At 37.4% G+C, this 19,549-nt stretch carries 23 protein-coding genes and 1 tRNA gene; 7 read left to right on the top strand and 17 right to left on the bottom strand.

Features of this window, described 5'->3' with window-relative positions; translation table 11 throughout:
- The first annotated feature begins 15 nt into the window (after positions 1-15).
- Positions 16-2,301 carry a DNA translocase FtsK gene (locus HUE58_RS05925; RefSeq protein ID WP_174606069.1) on the top strand — a complete coding sequence of 762 codons (2,286 nt, stop codon included), beginning with the start codon at positions 16-18 and terminating at the stop codon, positions 2,299-2,301.
- Positions 2,294-2,875, top strand: coding sequence for an outer-membrane lipoprotein carrier protein LolA (locus tag HUE58_RS05920; RefSeq protein WP_174606068.1), 582 nt, complete (start codon positions 2,294-2,296; stop codon positions 2,873-2,875). Before HUE58_RS05925 ends, HUE58_RS05920 begins: the two co-directional genes overlap by 8 nt.
- A 94-nt stretch (positions 2,876-2,969) precedes the next feature.
- Here HUE58_RS05920 and HUE58_RS07180 read toward each other — a convergent pair whose 3' ends face one another.
- Complete coding sequence (locus HUE58_RS07180) at positions 2,970-3,101, bottom strand: hypothetical protein (protein ID WP_277998000.1); 132 nt, start codon at positions 3,099-3,101, stop codon at positions 2,970-2,972.
- A 236-nt stretch (positions 3,102-3,337) separates the two neighbouring features.
- Here HUE58_RS07180 and HUE58_RS05915 point away from each other — a divergent pair, with 236 nt between their 5' ends.
- Entirely contained in the window at positions 3,338-3,490 is a 153-nt protein-coding gene (locus HUE58_RS05915) for a helix-turn-helix domain-containing protein (RefSeq protein ID WP_174606067.1), read from the top strand.
- Between the two features lie 108 nt (positions 3,491-3,598).
- Here HUE58_RS05915 and HUE58_RS05910 read toward each other — a convergent pair whose 3' ends face one another.
- The 3 genes from HUE58_RS05910 to HUE58_RS05900 form a co-directional block, all read right to left on the bottom strand.
- Positions 3,599-3,826 (bottom strand): hypothetical protein, encoded by a 228-nt coding sequence (locus tag HUE58_RS05910; RefSeq protein ID WP_174606066.1) that lies wholly within the window; start codon positions 3,824-3,826, stop codon positions 3,599-3,601.
- Complete coding sequence (locus HUE58_RS05905) at positions 3,813-3,959, bottom strand: hypothetical protein (RefSeq protein WP_174606065.1); 147 nt, start codon at positions 3,957-3,959, stop codon at positions 3,813-3,815. The genes HUE58_RS05910 and HUE58_RS05905 overlap by 14 nt, the downstream gene beginning before the upstream one ends.
- 74 nt (positions 3,960-4,033) lie before the next feature.
- The gene (locus tag HUE58_RS05900; protein WP_174606064.1) at positions 4,034-4,246 is read right to left on the bottom strand and encodes a hypothetical protein; all 213 of its coding nucleotides are present in this window, start codon (positions 4,244-4,246) and stop codon (positions 4,034-4,036) included.
- Positions 4,247-5,048: 802 nt separating this feature from the next.
- On the opposite strand from HUE58_RS05900, the gene HUE58_RS05895 reads away from it, so the two are divergent.
- The 4 genes from HUE58_RS05895 (at position 5,049) to HUE58_RS05885 (ending at position 7,672) form a co-directional block, all read left to right on the top strand.
- Entirely contained in the window at positions 5,049-6,281 is a 1,233-nt protein-coding gene (locus tag HUE58_RS05895; RefSeq protein WP_174606063.1) for a tyrosine-type recombinase/integrase, read from the top strand.
- Positions 6,278-6,928, top strand: coding sequence for a hypothetical protein (locus HUE58_RS05890; RefSeq protein ID WP_174606062.1), 651 nt, complete (start codon positions 6,278-6,280; stop codon positions 6,926-6,928). The genes HUE58_RS05895 and HUE58_RS05890 overlap by 4 nt, the downstream gene beginning before the upstream one ends.
- 90 nt (positions 6,929-7,018) lie before the next feature.
- Entirely contained in the window at positions 7,019-7,213 is a 195-nt protein-coding gene (locus tag HUE58_RS07420; RefSeq protein ID WP_422851472.1) for a helix-turn-helix transcriptional regulator, read from the top strand.
- A 3-nt stretch (positions 7,214-7,216) separates the two neighbouring features.
- Positions 7,217-7,672, top strand: coding sequence for a hypothetical protein (locus HUE58_RS05885; protein ID WP_174606061.1), 456 nt, complete (start codon positions 7,217-7,219; stop codon positions 7,670-7,672).
- 186 nt (positions 7,673-7,858) lie between these two features.
- On the opposite strand, the gene HUE58_RS05880 is transcribed toward HUE58_RS05885, so the two are convergent.
- The 13 genes from HUE58_RS05880 to HUE58_RS05820 all read right to left on the bottom strand — a co-directional run bounded on the left by HUE58_RS05880 (position 7,859) and on the right by HUE58_RS05820 (position 19,490).
- Entirely contained in the window at positions 7,859-8,377 is a 519-nt protein-coding gene (locus HUE58_RS05880) for a hypothetical protein (protein ID WP_174606060.1), read from the bottom strand.
- Between the two features lie 7 nt (positions 8,378-8,384).
- Positions 8,385-9,608 (bottom strand): hypothetical protein, encoded by a 1,224-nt coding sequence (locus tag HUE58_RS05875; protein WP_174606059.1) that lies wholly within the window; start codon positions 9,606-9,608, stop codon positions 8,385-8,387.
- 9 nt (positions 9,609-9,617) lie between these two features.
- Positions 9,618-12,833: a UvrD-helicase domain-containing protein gene (locus HUE58_RS05870; RefSeq protein WP_174606058.1), complete on the bottom strand. Its 3,216-nt coding sequence runs from the start codon at positions 12,831-12,833 to the stop codon at positions 9,618-9,620.
- Positions 12,834-12,870: 37 nt separating this feature from the next.
- The gene (locus HUE58_RS05865; protein WP_174606057.1) at positions 12,871-13,332 is read right to left on the bottom strand and encodes a TonB C-terminal domain-containing protein; all 462 of its coding nucleotides are present in this window, start codon (positions 13,330-13,332) and stop codon (positions 12,871-12,873) included.
- 208 nt (positions 13,333-13,540) lie between these two features.
- Positions 13,541-13,616: transfer RNA gene (locus tag HUE58_RS05860), tRNA-Thr, on the bottom strand.
- Positions 13,617-13,738: 122 nt separating this feature from the next.
- The gene (ccoP, locus tag HUE58_RS05855) at positions 13,739-14,641 is read right to left on the bottom strand and encodes a cytochrome-c oxidase, cbb3-type subunit III (protein WP_174606056.1); all 903 of its coding nucleotides are present in this window, start codon (positions 14,639-14,641) and stop codon (positions 13,739-13,741) included.
- A gap of 17 nt (positions 14,642-14,658) precedes the next feature.
- Positions 14,659-14,799 carry a cbb3-type cytochrome c oxidase subunit 3 gene (locus tag HUE58_RS05850; RefSeq protein WP_174606055.1) on the bottom strand — a complete coding sequence of 47 codons (141 nt, stop codon included), beginning with the start codon at positions 14,797-14,799 and terminating at the stop codon, positions 14,659-14,661.
- On the bottom strand, positions 14,799-15,530 hold the full coding sequence (ccoO, locus tag HUE58_RS05845) for a cytochrome-c oxidase, cbb3-type subunit II (protein WP_174606054.1): 732 nt from the start codon (positions 15,528-15,530) through the stop codon (positions 14,799-14,801). The genes HUE58_RS05850 and ccoO overlap by 1 nt, the downstream gene beginning before the upstream one ends.
- A gap of 15 nt (positions 15,531-15,545) precedes the next feature.
- Complete coding sequence (ccoN, locus tag HUE58_RS05840) at positions 15,546-16,964, bottom strand: cytochrome-c oxidase, cbb3-type subunit I (RefSeq protein WP_174606053.1); 1,419 nt, start codon at positions 16,962-16,964, stop codon at positions 15,546-15,548.
- 115 nt (positions 16,965-17,079) lie between these two features.
- Positions 17,080-17,769: an SURF1 family protein gene (locus HUE58_RS05835; protein WP_174606052.1), complete on the bottom strand. Its 690-nt coding sequence runs from the start codon at positions 17,767-17,769 to the stop codon at positions 17,080-17,082.
- A complete protein-coding gene (locus HUE58_RS05830; RefSeq protein ID WP_174606051.1) occupies positions 17,762-17,992 on the bottom strand; it encodes a twin transmembrane helix small protein in 231 nt (76 codons plus the stop codon). Before HUE58_RS05830 ends, HUE58_RS05835 begins: the two co-directional genes overlap by 8 nt.
- Positions 17,993-18,056: 64 nt before the next feature.
- Positions 18,057-18,941: a cytochrome c oxidase subunit 3 gene (locus HUE58_RS05825; RefSeq protein ID WP_174606050.1), complete on the bottom strand. Its 885-nt coding sequence runs from the start codon at positions 18,939-18,941 to the stop codon at positions 18,057-18,059.
- A gap of 15 nt (positions 18,942-18,956) precedes the next feature.
- Positions 18,957-19,490: a cytochrome c oxidase assembly protein gene (locus HUE58_RS05820; RefSeq protein ID WP_246260785.1), complete on the bottom strand. Its 534-nt coding sequence runs from the start codon at positions 19,488-19,490 to the stop codon at positions 18,957-18,959.
- Between the last annotated feature and the right edge of the window lie 59 nt (positions 19,491-19,549).

Below are 19,549 nucleotides of genomic sequence, written 5' to 3'. Positions count from 1 at the left end.
ACATTATAAACCACCTTGAAAAAGAATAACAAAATAAGCACAAAAAGATACCCACAAAAACCTCGCACCAAAATAGCCAGTGAAATGCTGTTTATCTTTTTAAGTACCATGGGTCTTATTTTTTTATCCGCCTTATTTACCTACTCTGCTAACGAAAATCCTTGGTCGGGTGATGTTGCTCTAGTTGCACCGGTTGCCAATCTTTCGGGTGTATTTGGCGCTTATTTAAGTGATATTTCCTTATCCATCTTAGGTTATAGCGCCTATTTAATACCAATCTCATTCATATGGCTAGGTTGGAATATTCACAAACACACCAATCAAGAAAAGCCAAGATACTCAGTAAGCACCTTTCGTTTTATCGCGCTTATCACATTGATTGCTTTTAGTGCAGCATTTTTAACTCAAAACTTCACAGACACAGGTGCTTCTGGTGGCTATATTGGCATTACCATGCATCGTTATTTTGGTATTTTATTTGGCTCGGCAGCACTCATTATTTATCTCAGTATCATGATGATTAGTTTTAGTATTGCTAGTAACACTTCATGGATTTCTATTTTCTCCTCTACTGGTAGCGTGTTGAATCGTCTCTTTACAAAAATACGTGACATTAGAATACAAGCTAAAACCAAAAAAGCTATAAAGATTTCTACCACTCCCAAACAATCAAACGCCAAACCAAGTGTACTTACTAAAATAAAGAAAGGAAAGGAAAGGTCAAATAAGAGCATTAAAAAAGCTACCTCTCCCAACTCATTTAATACAACAACCATTACTGGTTTACCAAGCCTAGATTTACTTGACGAACCAACTGAACATACCACAGGTTATTCTAAGCAAGCGTTAGAAGACATGTCGCGCCAAGTTGAAATCAAACTTAAAGATTTTGGCTTTGATGTGTCAGTCACTACAATTACGCCTGGCCCTGTGGTTACTCAATTTGAGATATCACTTGCACCTGGTGTTAAGGTCAGTCAAATTATAAACCTTAACAAAGACTTAGCTCGTGCTCTGTTGGTTGAAAGTGTGCGTATTGTTGATGTTATCCCTGGTAAGCCCGTTATTGGTTTGGAAATTCCGAATGCACAGTGTGAAATAATTAGTCTTAAAGAAATCCTTGCTTCTGAAAATTTTATTAAATCTAGCTCTGCTTTAACTATGGGTCTGGGCAAGGATATTAATGGCATTCCTATTATTGCCAATCTAGCAAGAATGCCACACTTGCTTGTTGCTGGTGCAACTGGCATGGGTAAATCAGTCGGACTAAATGCAATGATTCTAAGTGTGCTTCTCAAAGCCAAGCCAGAAGAAGTGCGCATTATTATGATTGACCCTAAGATTGTTGAACTGGCTTGTTATGCTGATATTCCACACTTACTTACGCCTGTTGTAACAGATATGAACCAAGCTGCTTCTGCCTTGTGGTGGTGTGTTAATGAAATGGAACGTCGTTATTCGTTATTGGCTAAGTTTAGCGTACGTAATATTGAAGGCTTTAATGAGAAACTCAAACAATCTAAGAATAAAGGCGAGTCTTTGCTTGACCCATCATTCAATCCAAACACTGCCGATAAAGATGAGACAGCGCCTGAGTTAGAAGCGCTACCGCTGATTATGCTGGTGATTGATGAATACGCCGATATGCTTGGTGCACTCGCCCAAGAAGATCGCGCTAAGGCCAAACGTGTTGAGGCACTCATTGTGCGCTTAGCACAAAAAGCTCGAGCTGCAGGCGTTCACATTATCATTGCCACGCAACGTCCAAGTGTGGATGTTATTACTGGTCTGATTAAATCCAACATACCCACACGCATTGCTTTTAAAGTTTCTTCAAAAGTTGATTCGCGTACCATTCTTGACCAAGGTGGTGCTGAACAATTACTCGGTATGGGCGATATGCTATATATGACACCAGGCATGTCACACCTTACTCGTGTACACGGTGCCTTTGTTGATGATGGTGAGATTGAACGTGTGGTTAGTTTCTTAAAAGAAAATTCTAAAACTAATTATCTAGATGGTATTCTTAACGCCCATAGTGAGTCAGATGATTCACAAGTCTCAAACAGCACTTCAAGCACCTCAGGTGAACTTGATGCTTTGTATGACGAATCAGTGCAAATTGTAACCTCATCACGCCGTGCTTCAATCTCTAGCCTACAACGTCGCATGCGTATTGGCTATAACCGCGCAGCGCGTATTATTGAAGACATGGAGGCCAGTGGTGTGGTAAGCAGCATGAACAGTGCTGGAAATCGCCAAGTGTTAGTACCTGAACCCATTAATACTAATGATTAAATTTTTAAGCACTCTAATACTTATATTTTCTAGTTTTAGCTTTACCAGCAGTAATCACGAGTTTTCTAATTTTTTTAATTCATTTGAACGTTTAAGTGCCAACTTTACACAAAGCACCTATAGCAATACAGGCGTGCTGCTAGCCAGCTCTTCTGGCACTTTGTTATTTAAACGCCCTCGACAACTCATTTGGCACACACTAGTACCAAACAAGCAAATACTACTGTTAAATAATACTAAACTGTGGCTGGTCGATATTGAATTAGAACAGGCCAGTTTAATACAAACAACCGATTTAACACAAACGCCACTATATTGGCTTATTAATCGACTTAGCGATATCAACCGTACGCCACAATATACACATACACAAGATAAGATTGATTGGTATAGCACCCAGCAAGCCAATCAATTGAGCTTTGGTTTTAAAAATAACACGCTACAAGCCATTTCGCTTAACAATGAACTGGATCAAACAATTTTAGTTACCTTTGATTCAGTCAGCATCAATCCAAGCATCAAAGCAAACGCTTTTGAGCTAAACCTTGCACCAGAATTTGATGTGCTTAGATAATTTTTAAAAACTGGGTCTTGCTCAAAGCAAGGTACGCATTAAACACCATACAAATATTACGAATCAATAACTGACCTTTATCCATTACCTTAATTTAGTGGTTTGTTATTTCAAGCAAACCATCCTCAACCATCTCACTCAACTCAAGCAAGTTGTCTGCAAAGACAATATCAAAAGTTTGTCCAATTTTAGTAAAACTAAACTCAAAATAGCAAATCAAATCCACCACTGATTTGGTTTGTTCAAAGCTCTGAATACGATTAACTGCCTTCTAAACTTTATATTAATTATGAAGGGGTGTTTAAACTAACCAAAATTGACGAAAGGGGTGTAAAATTGTACTGCATATTTATTAACAAAACAGACGTCGTTTTACCAATGCATTTCTCTCCTAACTATGATGTGGCTGCAGATTTCGTAGATTTCGTTTAAAAAACCACCAAAGAAAAAGTAGGCTGGTACTTGGTACATAGCAAAATTAACAACACATTTGAATTGTCTTATTCAAAATCCTTAACTGCTGCTTATTTAGCCATGAAGCCAGAGTCCTTTTCAAGAGCGCTAGCAAAGCTTAAAAAGGATGGCATTATTCTAGATAATACTAAAAAAGAATAAAATACCAAGTGCTGAAGCGATTAATAACATATCAGGCAAATGAATATGTCCATCAATATTAAAACCACAACAATGATAAAGTAATAATATCGGGCAATAATTGATGCTTTATAAATCAATCAAAAAAAGTGCAATCAATACATAAGCAAACAATAGATAAAACCCACTTTGGGCGCTAATTCCAAATTGATAAACCGTCAAAACAGTAGAAGTGGCATTACTATTCTCTAAACTACTAGCAATAAACCCAACAAATTCAGCCTCAGCAATGGGGACACGAGTAGATATTGATACTATTGGTGATACAATATAAGTGTAGTTATTATTCAGCCTCATCGCCAAAATGATTGGTAGCAGACAAGTTACTACTTGTATAAGCAGCATTGAACATAGCAATACTGCCAAAATCAGCAAAAGTTAGCGTAAACCGCCAAGATTCACCAATATTATCTTTCTTAATATCTGCCATCACACTGGATTCTAATAAAAAGGTAATTTTTTTTCAGTGCACCAATGCGACTGAGCGTATGTTCAATTCCACTATTAACGGTTTGACCAGAATAAACCAAAGCGCGAATTTACGACAAAATAAGTTCTTAAACAGATAAGGGCAAATCTTTTGACCCGATAACCATCGACGTTGAAGTTGAAGGTGTGAATGATGTCATCTTGCAAGGTTTGTCTATCTTCAATTGCTACCTCTTCCATTGGGTAACCAAAAAGCACAATACTTTTCTGTACAACTCTTGCTGTCATATTAGCACCAAACCACCTAAAGCAACTGTATCAGGATCTACTGCTGGAATACTACACCCCATTCTGTTAATGGGTCAATATCATCACGTAATAAATTAAGCTCTACCAACACAGTCTCTTACTTCGTTTTTACGTACCATGCGCAAGACAATACCACATTTGGAAAATCTTTAGAAAAGAAAGTTCTTCTCTATATTAATTAATTCTTTTTGGATGCTTTTTATTTCTTCTCCTATTTTACAGTCTACACCCAGTTTATCGCACTGTCAACGAACCGCTACAATAGCCACATAAGCATTAATCAATTCTTGTTCTGCATTGAGCTTTTTAATGATGTTTTTTGTTTTAACTCTTTTTTATATTGTACGCACAGCTTTTCTATCTCGCCATCAACATTAAGTTTTGCAAGCACGCCATAACTTGACAACAATAAAGCAATGCTTAATATTATCTTTACTCTTTTCTAAAATAACCAAATGTACGCCGCCACCTCGTCTTCATAAGTAGTCATTGTCTTCATAAGTAGTCATTCTTGCTTTTTGTAAGGTTACCATCAAACCTACACGATATAAAAACTAAGATTATTATTAATCAGACTTGGTATGGTGCCGAAGGCCGGACTCGAACTGGCGACCTACTGATTACAAATCAGTGAACAACAATATATATCATTTGTTAATAAGCGCTACAGAGTGCTAATATACCTTATATATAGGTGCTTAAGTGTTATACTGAATAGGAAGGTTTACTACCTGTAATTAATTCTATTTACGACACCAGTACGACACGAGATTTTAATGCCATGAATATCACAAAAAGAAAGGTTGACTCTCTTCCTATTCCAGAAGGAAAGTCTGCACAGAGGCGTTACATGGATGACACCCTGAAAGGCTTTGGAATAAGGGTAACTTCAAGTGGCTATAAGGCATTCATTATTGAGAAAACAATCAATGGGAAGCAATCTAGAATCACTATAGGCCCGTACCCCAACCTAACTGTAGAACAAGCCAGAAGAGAAGCTCAGAAGATGCTCGGAGAGGTTGCCACTGGCAAGGACCCATTAGAGCAAAAACGAATAGTTTTATCTGAAAAAATACTACTAGGTGAGGCATTCGAAAACTATATAAATGCTCCAAGATCTAAAGGCCCCCTATCCAAGAAAACTGTTTATGACTATCGGAGACTATTCGTAAGCAAAGGTGGGCGTAAAGGTGTTAAGAGTGACTCAAGCCACCCAGGAGCATTGTCTAAATGGAAAAACAAAAGGTTGTCATCGATTACGCCAAATGCGGTTTTAAGTTGGCATCTAGATATATCTGAAACACACGGACCTTATTATGCAGACCTTGCTGCAAGACTCTTAAGAGGTATATGGAATCATACTAGAGCAGAAAATAAAAGCCTTCCAGAGAACCCTGTCTCGGCTTTAACTGAAAGAAAGAGGTGGAATCAAAAGACTAGACGTAAAAGTGTCATACATAAGTATCAACTTCAAGACTGGTGGTCAGCACTACAGACTGTCAGTAATGAAACGACAAGAGACTACTTGATGTTATTACTATTTACTGGGATGCGTAGAAGCGAATGCGCAGCGTTAGAGTGGTCAATGTTTGATCTGAAGGGAAGGCTTATTAACATACCAGGAAGACTAACAAAAAATGGCAAGGATCATATACTTCCCTTAGGAAACTATATTGGCAATGTTCTTATAAGGAAGCTATCTTCTTCTGACTCGCAGTTCATCTTTCCAGGTGGCGGTAAGTCTGGACACTTAACCGAAGCACGAAGAGCAATAAGTCATATAAAGAATACAAGCGGGATTGAGTTTATGATCCACGACCTTCGTCGAACTTTTATTACCATTGCAGAAGGCTTAGACCTGTCGTCATTTATTATTAAACACCTGGTCAATCATGCTATCGATGAAGATGTAACTGGTGGTTATATCAGTTTTGATATTGAAAGACCTAGAAAAGCAATGCAACAGATTGAACATTCAATTATTGAAGCCGCTGATATCAAGGTGAAATTATGAATGATATGTTGCGTCCACAAATATTGCAAAATCCAAAGCTGCTAAACTGGTGGCCAGATGAAATTAAAAACTACTTTAAGCATAAAAACTATGAGTCTTATTACCGTGGTGAAGAGATGTTCTTTTCAATCACAAATGAACAATCAAAATTTGCTTGGGAGGAATTATATAAATCTGTAGAAGAATCAGGTGACATTACAAATATCATAGATGAGGCTCTTAGCGCTTGGGGTTATGTAGAAGATGCAGAAAAGCAACAGCACCTTATGACAAGAAAGGAAAGACAACAACATGCTGATGAATTGCAAGACACTTTATTAAAAACCGCTAAAGATATTAAAAGAATATATAAGTACAATTATGGTTATTTTTCAGCAGGCGATAACTTAATACTAAAAAAAATTACATCAGACTTAGATTCAATATCAAAATCTATAATCATTCCAACTCTAGCTGATAGGATGAATGAAAAATCAACATACTTGAGAGGGGCTGTATACCTAGCCAGAAGACTAGAAGAAACAATAAGGGGTGCAACAGGAACTCCGCACTGGGAATCTCTGTCAGTACTAATATCATCGGCATTTAATGACTCAAAAGGAGAGTTTACAAAAGGAAAGATAAGAAGGTGGTGCAGAGGTGGCTAAAAACCTCTTTATAAAACTACAGATTTACGCCATAGGCAAATGACCACCTGTATCTAAACTTAGCGCATCATAACAACCAAGGGAAAAGTGATGTGTAAAAAAATCATAGATGAAAAGGAAGCGTCAAAACTATACGGAATGAGCAAAGCATGGTTTCGTAGAAAGAGATGGGAAGGTGATGGGCCTTTGTTTATTAAGGTAGGAAGTAGGTCTATTAGGTATCAAGTGTCAGACTTAGATGAATACTTCACCAGTAAAAAATTTCATTCCACCAGCGAGGCGTAATCAATGAATAACAATATCAAATGTGAACTCAATGATGACCCGTTAATCCCAGAAGGAGAATATAAGGCCAAGTGTATTAAATCAGAAGTTAAGCCTAGTCCATGGGGTTTTAAAGCAAGACTTCACCTAGAGATCATATCTGGAGAATATAACAATATAAATCTCACTCGTCACTACAATCTGAAAACATCAAAAAAACCTAATCCAGATGGTGAGGTTATATGGGAAAACGGCACTAAATCTGCTTACATTAGAGAATGGAGAAGATTGTTTGGAAAGGCCAACGATGGAGACTATCCTCATTCCAAGTTTGATGATAAGTGCTTCCTAATTCAAGTTACAGATGTCACACAAGACAGCAAGAAACAAGATATAGGCAAGGTGAATTATTATTCAAAAGCAGAACGCATAATTAAAGAAATTGATTGTGAAATAAATAGTGAAGTTGACTGGATATGATTACCCATACTTGTTCCTATGCCAATAGTTGTTCCTTTACCTGGCACGGTAGTTACTCCTTTGGCTAAGGTTGTACCTTTACCTTTACCCACACCTACCCTAGTTAGAGAGTAGATGCAGATGTGTATGAATGCAGACAACCTTAACCCTCACAGTAGAATGCACAAAGAATTCGTTAGACTGCTATCAAGTAAACAGGTTGCTTTCCAGCGTGTGCAAGCGTGATATGAGGCGATCATAGGTTTTGTAATGCATCCATTTAGGTTTGACATTATCTCGTCCTAATCCGTGTCTAGCACGCAAGTGTCTGGCTATTGAAAAGCCTCGTGCTGCCCGCTGCGGAGAAGCCTCATAATATAGTCCTGCACATGAAGAACACATCAATCCTCTTGGCACAGAATATAGGTATCTAGATCGATTACTGCAATCAGGGCAAATGAAGAATGTATCTGTTCCAGGGGCGCAACCTTTGCTTTGTTTTAAAGACAATCCTACATAGTGAGTCGACTTACCAACAATAGATATTTCAGCAACTCCATCGCCCACAACATCTTCATATTCCTGGCTAGGAAACTTACAAATTCTGATTAGGCCATCTGACGTTTGTCCAGACTTCTCAACAATGCCTTTAACTTCTAAATACTCTTCTAGTTTATTAAACTGAGTTGATCTGATTCTTAGTTGATTTTCGACACAATTACTCATTTCATGTTTAAACAATATAGGCTAGCAATATCAATATTGGTGTCCATATAATAACTGGTTTTACTGCTTTCCAGGTGGCGTCCCGTGTGTCTAAACCTAACTCCTTATTTTCGTAGAAACGATTGATGACAGCTACAGGAACTTCTGTAAGTATCAGAAATATTAAAAGCAAGCCCCAAAAAACAACCCATACAGCTAGCATGACAAAAAATGGTATTCCTATTGTATATATCATTGAATCTGAATAACTATCTATCAACCCAAACCAGTCTAATATTGATGAAATAAAAATCACAAGCAATGTGTACACTAGAAGTGCGCCACCTATAATCTCTCCTGTATCTTCAAAGAAATCTCTTGTTTTCTGTATAAAAGGAAATTTATTAAAAATAATATCATATGCGTGTGCAATCTTTTTTGGACCATTCTCAGTATTCTCTGAAACTTTTTCAATGTTCGGCTCAACCAAAACTTGGTCAGGATTATTAAAATCAAAATCATCTACAGTCTTATCTCCCCATATCTCTATAACACTGATCTTTTGGGGGAAATATAGATGCTTCTTAAATTCTATATTGGATAATATATACACGTCTAAATCATCCCTAAGACTATAGGCATCTATCTCTTCAGATACAAATTGAACACTTTCGTGGATTGGTGGTGGTGCGTGAGACCGAATTGGAGAGTCTGTGCAAAGTCTATGGGCAAATATCTTTCTATATTCCTGGATAGCTGAAAACTTATCTGAAAGAATTAACTCAATTTCTTCTCTAGTTCTATCCAATGAAACAATACCTAGCTCCCAATCGTCTGGTTTTCTATCAATCAGTCTTTGAATTTGATCATTAATTGTAAAACTGGAGTTCTCTAAAAAATATTGATAATATTCGTTATATAAGTGTTCAACCAACTCTGGATCAGAGGCAAAAACATCCTCAAGTCCTTCACCATATTGATCTACTCCAAGATAGTCTTTCTGCTTAAAGTAAAACCATCGAAACATGCTGATTAACCATCGTATAGGACTGTCACTTGGTAGCGTAGAAAACACGGAAGATGCACGCATATTGTTATACAAATCCATAGTTTTTCTTTCATACGTACCCGTATCTAGCCACTTCTTTACTAAATGCCCATGCACGGGAAAACCATACCAACCCTTCATGTCGGCACTAATAAAATCCCAGTCAATTATTAATATCTTGCTCTTTTTAACTATATCACCCATACTCATCGATTATTTTTTCTCCTTTAATTCCACTGACCAATATCCATCCTTTTCTATACAATCAACTGTCGACCTTCTCACCTTTGCCAATTCACTGGCATAAGCATAGGCTTCTTTTTGAGATAAAAATGTCTTATTACTCCATTTGTCTTCAAGTTCTTCCTTGGTAATACTGCCTTTTTTATTTGAAATTTTAGGTTTAATTGGCTCTTCCATAGTCTTTTCGTAGCCTGCAGGAGGTTTTACTGCAGACAGGCCTTTTGTATAATCACATGACAAGGCGTTTTCTTTCCCATAAAAATGAGAACAGGCCCAGAATTGATTGCCATTAGCTTTGTTTTCTTGAATCTTCATATCTCCACCACAAGAGACACATATTGGAATCCAATAGTCACAGTCAGAGCAAATTTTATACTTACCATTTGTATCATTTAGATGATTCATTCGACCTCCACACTTCAGGCATCCATCTTCAGTGTATTTACATAATGAATAATGTGAGCATCCATAAAATGTTGTTTTCTTCTTTGCGTTAATCCTTCGTTGCATAACTCCAGTTTCACATTCGACACAATGAAACGTGTGAACAATTCTTTGTTCCTCCGTAATATCAAATTCGTTTAACTCAATCTCATAATCACCTTCAATCAATTCATTTACAAACTTTGATGAAGTACTCATATCAGCAACTAGATAAGAACGCTTTCTAGATCTTGTGATTGCCACATAAAATAATCTTCTTTCCTCTGCAAATTCAAAATCTTCAGGAGTTGGCAGCAGGGCATCTAGTAGTGGATTAGTTGTTTTTTCTGAAGGAAATCCATGCTTTCCAGACTGTAGCCCCATAATAATAACGTAATCTGCCTCTTTACCTTTTGATTTGTGGATCGTGTGTTGCTCCAATTCTAAATTAGGAAATTTCTCCTTATGCAGTTTCATTTCTGCAGGGCTAGGTGTTGTATATGTATATCTTCCTAAGATTAGCACAGAAACCTTTCGGTCTAATTTATTGATAGCTTGCAGCACTTTGTCTAACTGTATGTAGCTACCAAGCAAATAAGGAGCCTTGTTGTTATCTGGTTCTTTAGTGAGTTTTCCTAATAGTAAGTGTAGTTCCTTGTCGTCTCCAGCAACAACTTTATTACTTTCTCTAAGTATAGAAACGGCTGGCTTTTTAACCTTGCTGAGGGTGGTTATTGATTTCTTGGTTTGAAAAGGATTCTTTAGAACAAATTGTGAGGACACTTCTGCAATACTATTATTGAACCTAAAGGTTTTCTTGAGTTTGGTAAATTTCGTTACCCCAAAGTATTCTGAGAATCCTGTTGTAAAACTAATATCACTTCCAGTAAATCTGGAAATAGCCTGCCAATCATCTCCAACACAGAACAAAGAACAGTTATTTGATTTCTCTTTTAATGCTTGGACTAGTCTAGCCCTAGGGTCTGATATATCTTGGAACTCATCAACCATGATATATTTCCAATGCGGCTTAAAGCTTCCGTTCTCTACATATTCTAAAGCTTTGCCAATCATATCGTCAAAGTCAATTTTATGACTATCACTTAATATCTTTTCATATCTGTCCCATAGTGGCATCATTAATTCTTTTGCAATATTTAAATGCTCTTTATATGGGGAAGAATCTATCTTTCTATTTAATTTATCTTGCTCAAACCAGTTGGCTTTGTATCTCTTGATGATTTCAGCCATTAAATCCGAAAACTTGGTTATCTCTTTGTTGTCCCGCAAAGTTTCAATAAGTGCATCATTAGGAATAGGGTTTAATTCAACGCCATGTGCTTTTAATCTCTCTGTTAATCTGTTTTTTAATATCCCCTCTATGTGTTCATAAAAGTAAGTTTCCACAAGTTTGGTCTTATTCTCTTTATGAAGCTTACGCTTCCATCTAGCGCCTTCAATGTATGTATCTCTGTCAATATAAGGTGCAGTGTTTCCATTTCTGTCTACGCCAAAGTGTTCTATATAAATACCATGCTCTGGTAAATAGAAGTCTGGCTCATATCTTCTATAGTCTTTAGTTCTAGTATCGGACTCCTTATATTCAGTCTCATATTCATATTCAATTCCCATAGCAAAAAGAAAATTTGCAACAACTCTTTCGCCATAACCTTTGACCTTTTCCCCTTTAAAGGTGCGTATGTCATCATCTTCAACATATGAATAATATTCACCGTGTGATTTAAAATCGAAAGGACTTTTTTCTACAAACAAGCAATCTTCAAAATACTTAATAACTTTATCTTTATAACTGTCCTCCTCTAATAGCTCGTCAATCCACTTGCCAACATCTTGTTTGAATACGCTATTTCTAGATTTGTTGTCTTCAGCATATTTACTAATATTGGGCTGGCCGCCTTCAACTTCAGAGAGGATATTCATGCCTAGTTTATGAAAGGTGCTAATATCAACATCCTCTCTATTTATTCGTTCTTTCATTCTGTCTTGCATCTCTTTGGATGCTTCCTTACCATACGCAAGCATCAACATATCTTCAGGTTTTGCTTGTTTACTTTCCAACAAAAATCCAGCTCTACCAACCATAGTGCTGGTCTTACCTGTTCCAGCTCCAGCTAATACTAGGTTGTTGTCTTCATCTATGATGCAGGCTTCAATCTGGTCTTTGGTTAATGGGTGAGCTTCGATATTCTCAAAATACTTCTTAAAACTTCTCTTCTTTGTTTCTATATATTTATCACGATACTTTTTTAAGTCTTTCTTTCCCATGTGGGCGTAGTAATATATTCTGTCAAAGGGGTGTTTAGTATCAGTATCTACTAAGCCTTCGTTAGGCGGCTCTACAAATCTATTTAATGCAGATTGTGCATCACTTACAATGTCAGGCCACTGAGAGCTTCTAATATATCGACTCGTAAGCCTTTTTTGTAGTTGCTTGAATGTTGTATTTATATCAGAGAAGATTTCTTTGTACCAATAACTTTGCAACCATTCGTATGCTTCTGTTGCTTTAGCGTGGGATAGGGGGCCAAACTTAATTTCACCCTCTGTGGTATTAAATGTTAGATCAAAACTAAACCACCCTTCTTTAGCAAACCCCTTCTTTAGAAAGGCATGGTTATCAATAAAGTAGCTTTTATCACTTTTGTGTAGTGTTATTCCTTTTTCACTAATATCAATAGAGCCACCTTTGAATCCAAGTAGTCTCCAGAATGGTCCAGGTATAAGATGTTTTGTCTCCGCCATAATATTATTCTTTATTAGTATTTAAGCTAGGCAAATTTTATTTATGATTACTGCTTAATGGTTCACCTATATTGTTATATATTTCTATAGCTTTTGGGTCTCCGTCTAACGCTCTTTTTCGTAGACTCCTTGAAACATCTACGTCACCCTTTATTGTCGGGTTTAGAGTCAACTCACTGGTAAATACTTCGTCTGATGCTCTAGGAAAAGGCGATGCTAGTTTGACAGCTTTCTCAGTTTGACTAATAAACCGCTTGTCGTCAGTATTGCATTTACTAACATTACTCTTCAATACATTGCCATCTCTATCTTGCAAGATATACACTTCACAAGTCCAGCCATCTTTTGCTTTTGGGATTCTCCACTGACTCTTAAATTTCTCAGAGACTTTGTTTAAATAGTCTTTCTTGGCTTGAGTTAATTCGTTGGATAGAGTTGGATAGCTGATAGCCAGCCCTAATGATACTAATGAAGATAGTAGTAGTGTTTTTAGTTTCATAGGTCTAATTGTATCTCAAAAACAACCTAAAAAATAATTTTCCCCTCCACTGTGGGAAGGTAACCTTATGTATAGAGAGAAAGACGGTGTTTGGGGGGTGGGGTGCTAAATTGAACGATTTTAGGGTGAAAAACAACCTAGTTACGACACCACTACGACACGCATAAAAAAAGGCTCATAGTGTGATCACTACAAACCCTTTTAAATATGGTGCCGAAGACCGGACTCGAACTGGTGACCTACTGATTACAAATCAGTTGCACTACCAACTGTGCTACTTCGGCATTAAAGTGAGAATTATACCCACAAAGTTAATAAATATTTTGAAAAGAATTAGCTTTTAAATAATTCTTTCTCAGTTTTTTTAAATTGGAAAAAACACCTCATAGTAGAGGTGTTAAATGCTTTATTTAACAACAACACCACCACCTAACTGATGCACATAAACAATAAGTTTTTTAATCTGCACAGCGTCAATAACACTTGAATGTCCAAATGCTGGCATAACAGCGTCTTGTGTTAATGGATTATTCACTTGACCCACGCCATGTAAGATTGTGCGCACGACTGATGCGTGTTGATCGTCTGCTTTAAAACGATAAATACCGTCACTTAAATTAGCACTACCTAGGAGTTGGTTGCCTTTCATATCAGGGCCGTGACAAGCAATACAACCTTTACTCATATACAAGGCCTTAGAAGCTGGGTTGGGATTACCATTTTTACCCTTGCCTGTTTCAACTAAAAAAGTGGCCAATGTGCTTGCATCAGCATCTGAAATGTCCAGCATACGCGCTGGCATATTGCCTTTACGACCATTAACAATGGTTGTGCTAATTTGTGCTAACTTACCACCATATAGCCAATCATCATCAGCCAGAACAGGAAAGCCTACATTGCCCTGACCAGCAGCGCCATGGCAAGCTGCACAATTATCACCAAATAGAACCTTGGCTGTTTTGATGGCGTAAGTTCTTAACTCACCATCAAGCACAATTTCTTTTAATGATTTTTCAGTAATGGCTTTTTCAGTATCGGCAAATCTTTTTTCACGATAAGCCTCTAATTGAGCAACACTTTCGTTCATTTCGCTAATTTGCGTCCAATTGGCAAAGCCTTTGTTGTGCTCACCAGACCAAGGAATGGTTGGATAATAGAGTGTGTAAACCACAATAGCAAGTGTGCCAATATATAAGGACAGCATGTACCATCTTGGTGGGCGATTATTTAGCTCTCTAATGTCGTTTTCTTCATCCCAAAAATGCCCTGTATTGTTCTCACCTGGGAATGGATTTTTATGTTCGCCCATTGTTTTTTCCTCCTAACTTAATCTTTGTCGTTCACAAAGTTGCGTAAGTCTTCAAATTTTTGTTTATTTTTTGGTCTAAAAGCATAAAAATAAGCAATCGCTAATAACAGAAATATAACAATCGTCGTAATAACACCAATTTTGTCAACTAAGGTCATTACTCTCTGTAAGTAACGCCATCTTCAAATTTAATCATATTGCCTAATGATTGTAAATAAGCCACCATTGCATCCATCTCATTTTTGCCTTCAACGCTAACTGGCGCTTGTGCAATATCTGCTTGCGTATAAGGCACACCGACTTTAGACAAACCACTCATATGTGTAGCAATTGTTTCGCCATCAACCAAAGCACTTTCTAAGAAACGATATTTTGGCATGACTGACTCTGGTACAACCGCTTGTGGATGACGTAAATGCAAAATATGCCATTCATCAGAATATTTACCGCCAACGCGCGCTAAATCAGGGCCTGTTCTTTTAGAACCCCACTGAAACGGATGGTCATACTTTGACTCCACCGCTAGAGAGAAATGGCCATAGCGCTCTTTTTCATCTCTAAATGGACGTATCATTTGTGAATGACATAAATAACAACCTTCACGCTGATAAATATCACGACCTGCTAATTCTAAAGCAGTTAAAGGCCTTACACCATCACCAGATTTCCAATCAGACAATGCTTGACCTTCAGAACGAATCCATAATAAACTTTTTATACTGCCATCAGTTGTAATCACTTCGTCTTTAACTGCTTCAGGATTAGTAAACAAAGGAACAATTTCTACAATACCTGCTAATGACACCGATAGTGCCATAAACAAATACATGCCAAAAATATTCTTTTCCAGCTTAACTTGTAAACTTTCTTTTACGTTTTTATTTGTCATAGTCCGGCTTCCTCTTTATGCATTAGCCGTTTGACCAACGCCTGATCTACGAATAGTTGTCACAATATTAATTAACATGATAATTGCGCCTACTAATACCAATGCACCACCTGCAGCCCTCATGGCATAATAAGGATGCATGGCTGATACTGACTCGGCAAACGTATAAGCCAATGTGCCGTACTCATCATATGCTCTCCACATCAAGCCTTGCATAATGCCCGATACCCACATCGCCACAATATAAACCACCGTGCCAATCGTATGCACCCAAAAGTGGATGCCTAAGAGTTTTTGTGACATTTTCACGTTATAGATTTTCTCAATCATATGATACATCGCACCTGCTGCCACCATAATATTCCAACCCAATGCACCAGAATGTACATGACCAATCGTCCAATCCGTGTAATGCGACAAGGCATTAACTGTCTTCGCCGCCATCACTGGTCCTTCAAATGTACTCATGGCATAGAATGCTAAAGACATAATCAAGAAACGCAAGATGTAATCTTCACGTAAACGATCCCAAGAACCTGATAACGTCAAGATACCATTAAGTGCGCCACCCCATGATGGAATAATCATGGCTAGTGAAATTGTTGCACCCAATGAGCCTGCCCAATCTGGCAATGCTGTATATTGAAGATGGTGCGCACCTAACCAAACATAACCAAACATTAGTGCCCAAAAATGAATCACTGACAAACGATAAGAATATACGGGACGCTGAGCTTGTTTTGGCACAAAATAGTACATAATGCCTAAGAAACCTGCTGTCAAGAAAAAGCCAACAGCATTATGGCCCCACCACCACTGAATCATTGCATCTTGCACACCAGAAAAAATTGAATAGGATTTAAACGCGCTCACTGGAATGGATAAATTATTAACCACATGAAGATAAGTAACCATAATCATCATACCCATAAAAAACCAGTTAGCCACATAAACGTGTGGCACTTTATTACGATCACGAATGTGGATAGTCATAATAAAGTTATATAAATAAGTAACCCATGACAAGGTGATTAAAATATCAACCGGCCATTCTAATTCTGCATACTCCTTGGATTGGGTCAAACCTAAAGGCAGCGTAATGACCGCTAAAACAATCACAGTATTCCATGACCAGAACGTAAACCAAGCCATTTTATTGGACCAAAGGCGGGTTTGATTAGTACGCTGTACAATATAAAAAGCGGATGCCATCAGCACCGAACCCCCAAAAGCAAAAATAACAGTGTTAGTGTGCAAAGGTCTCAATCGACCAAATTGGAAATAAGGTAAATTTGTACCTAAATCATTAAGAAACGGGAAGGCTAGTTCAGAAGCAATATATACCCCAAACAATGTGCCTAATACTAAATAAACAGATGCCATAATAGCAAACCATTTAACAACATCCAAATCATACTTTTTTGTTAAATTCATCAATAGTCCTCTCTATTTTTAGTTAATATCCAGTTCTTTCAATACAAGAAATAGGCTCGGATTCTACACTAACGCTTATGTTGTAGTCAACTGCATCGTGGTTGCTTGGTATAAATCAATTTTTGATCAATAATTTCAAGGCAATAATGCCTAACACCAAGGCCATTAAAAACCATTGCAATGCATAGCCTAAATGCTTATCAATACTGCCGTAAAAAGGCTGCCATTGTCTGAAAAAACCATCACTGGCTTTAACATCAAGACGTGCCAACATGGTAATAATTTGATAATCAGATATCGTGGATAATTCGTCCAAATTCAAAGATTGAATTAATATCGGAAAATTTGGCTTGATTGGTTGTTGCTTAAGTCTAATGCGTTCAACAGGCTTAATCAACTCTACTTTAATAACTCTTGGCAAATTATCTAGTTTGATATCAGTCAATTGCTCACGCTTTCCATACCAAGGTACAAAACCTCGATTTACTAAAATAGCAGTTTTATCACTTAAAATGAATGGCGTGAGCACATAATAACCTGCATTGCCTTTAACAATTTGATTATCATAAATAAATTGTTTGTTGGTGTCGTAATGACCTTTTAGTAAAACTTGATAATGCTCTTTATTTAATAACTCATCTATGTTTGTTACCAATTGAGTTGGGTTTTGTTGCGCCAAGATAATTCCATGCTCAATTGCTCGTTTTTCATCAGCACGCTCAAGTTGCCAAAATCCTAACGATGCTAGTCCATAAATACTTAAAAGTATTAAAACTGCAGGTATAAAAATAGTGCGTTTAATCACTTAAGTAGGGCACATCCATCATAACCATATTTGGTTCTATCCAACCCATAAACGCAGCAAACATAACTAAGATAAACAAGAATAAGGACAAGACTACGCGTATCACTAATGATTTAAACATTTTATCTGAGCCAGCTGACCCACCTCTAAGCATGCCCAATAAACCTGAACCTAGTGCTATTAAAATAGCAACAATAATAACGATGATAATAACTTGTGTCATTAATACTTCCTACGCGATAAACAAAAGACCCCAAACGGAGTCTTGTTTTCGATTTTATAACTAATTACAGCCAGTATACAAAGATAAATAAACCCAGCCAAACCACATCCACAAAATGCCAATACCAAGCAACACCTTCAAAGCCAAAATGATTGTCTACACTAAAGTGCCCTTTTTGTACACGATAAAGAATAACCGTTAACATAAGCACGCCCACTGTTACATGAAAACCATGGAAGCCAGTTAACATATAAAACGTTGATCCATAAATACCAGAGGTTAGTTTTAGACCATCATGATATGCATGTCCATACTCGGTAATTTGAAAACCTAAAAATAAAACTCCTAAAATAATGGTGGCAATCAACCAGCCAATGATTTTATTACGATGACCTGCGCGCAATGCGTGGTGTGCAAATGTTAAAGTAACGCCTGATAATAATAATAATGCGGTATTAAGTGCTGGCAAGCCCCAAGCATCAACCAATTGTGTTGGTACAGAAACCGCTATGCCTGATTGTAGCGTTGCGCCTGGTGTATTAAAGGCAATTTGCTGCCATGTTGCGCTAAAACCGTCCCATAACTCTGGCGTGAACATATTATTATCTGAACCACCCAGCCACGGAACTGATAATTGCCTTGCATAAAACAACGCACCAAAAAAAGCGGCAAAAAACATCACCTCAGAAAAAATAAACCAACTCATGCCCCAGCGAAATGAACGATCAACTTGGCTGTTGTACATATCGCTAGTGCTTTCCTTAACTACTTGACCAAACCAGCCAAACATCATAAACACCAAAATAGCAAACCCCAAAGCCATGATTGGCCCACCCCAACTAGCACCATGCATTTGGTTAGCAAAACCTACAAATAGAGTAGCGACACCAATTGAGCCGATAATAGGCCAGTAGGTGCCACTTGGCACGTAATATTCTTGTTCGTTCATATTTCTCCCCTTTTTTTAGCTCTTAAGTTTAAAAAAATTATAAGACAGACTCACGTCTTTAATACGTTCGTCTAATTCTGGCTCAATCACAAATCTTAAGGTCATCTCAACTTGCTCATGTGGCTTAAACACTTGTTTATTAAAACAAAAACATTCTAATTTTTTGAAATATGCAGCAGCATCTGTCGGTGCAACACTAGGAACTGCTTGTCCAACAACAATTTCATCAGTATTGTTCTTAGCAATATAGCTGGTGGTATAGAACTTACCAGGTATGACCACCATTGAACTTACTTTAGGTCCAAACTGGACTGGGAAGCCACCCATTGTCATGGCAAAAAAACTGACCTCAATCTTGCGTGTCTCATCTACAACATACGCCTGTTCACTATCCACCCTGCCTGTTGTGCCATTAAATCCAGTAATTTCACAAAACACATCATAAATAGGCACCATTGCATAAGCAAAGAAAAACATCAATATTGGTGCTAGAAATAACTTTGTCCAAAACTTCTTTGTTATTTTTTGCCTGCTCTCCATTTTAGCCATACAATACAATAGTTGCTACAAACACACCTATTGCAATAGCACTAGTAATTACCACGGTA

This window comes from Candidatus Ruthia endofausta (assembly GCF_013342985.1).
Lineage (GTDB): Bacteria > Pseudomonadota > Gammaproteobacteria > PS1 > Pseudothioglobaceae > Ruthia > Ruthia endofausta.
This window is presented reverse-complemented; position numbering and strand designations above follow the sequence as displayed.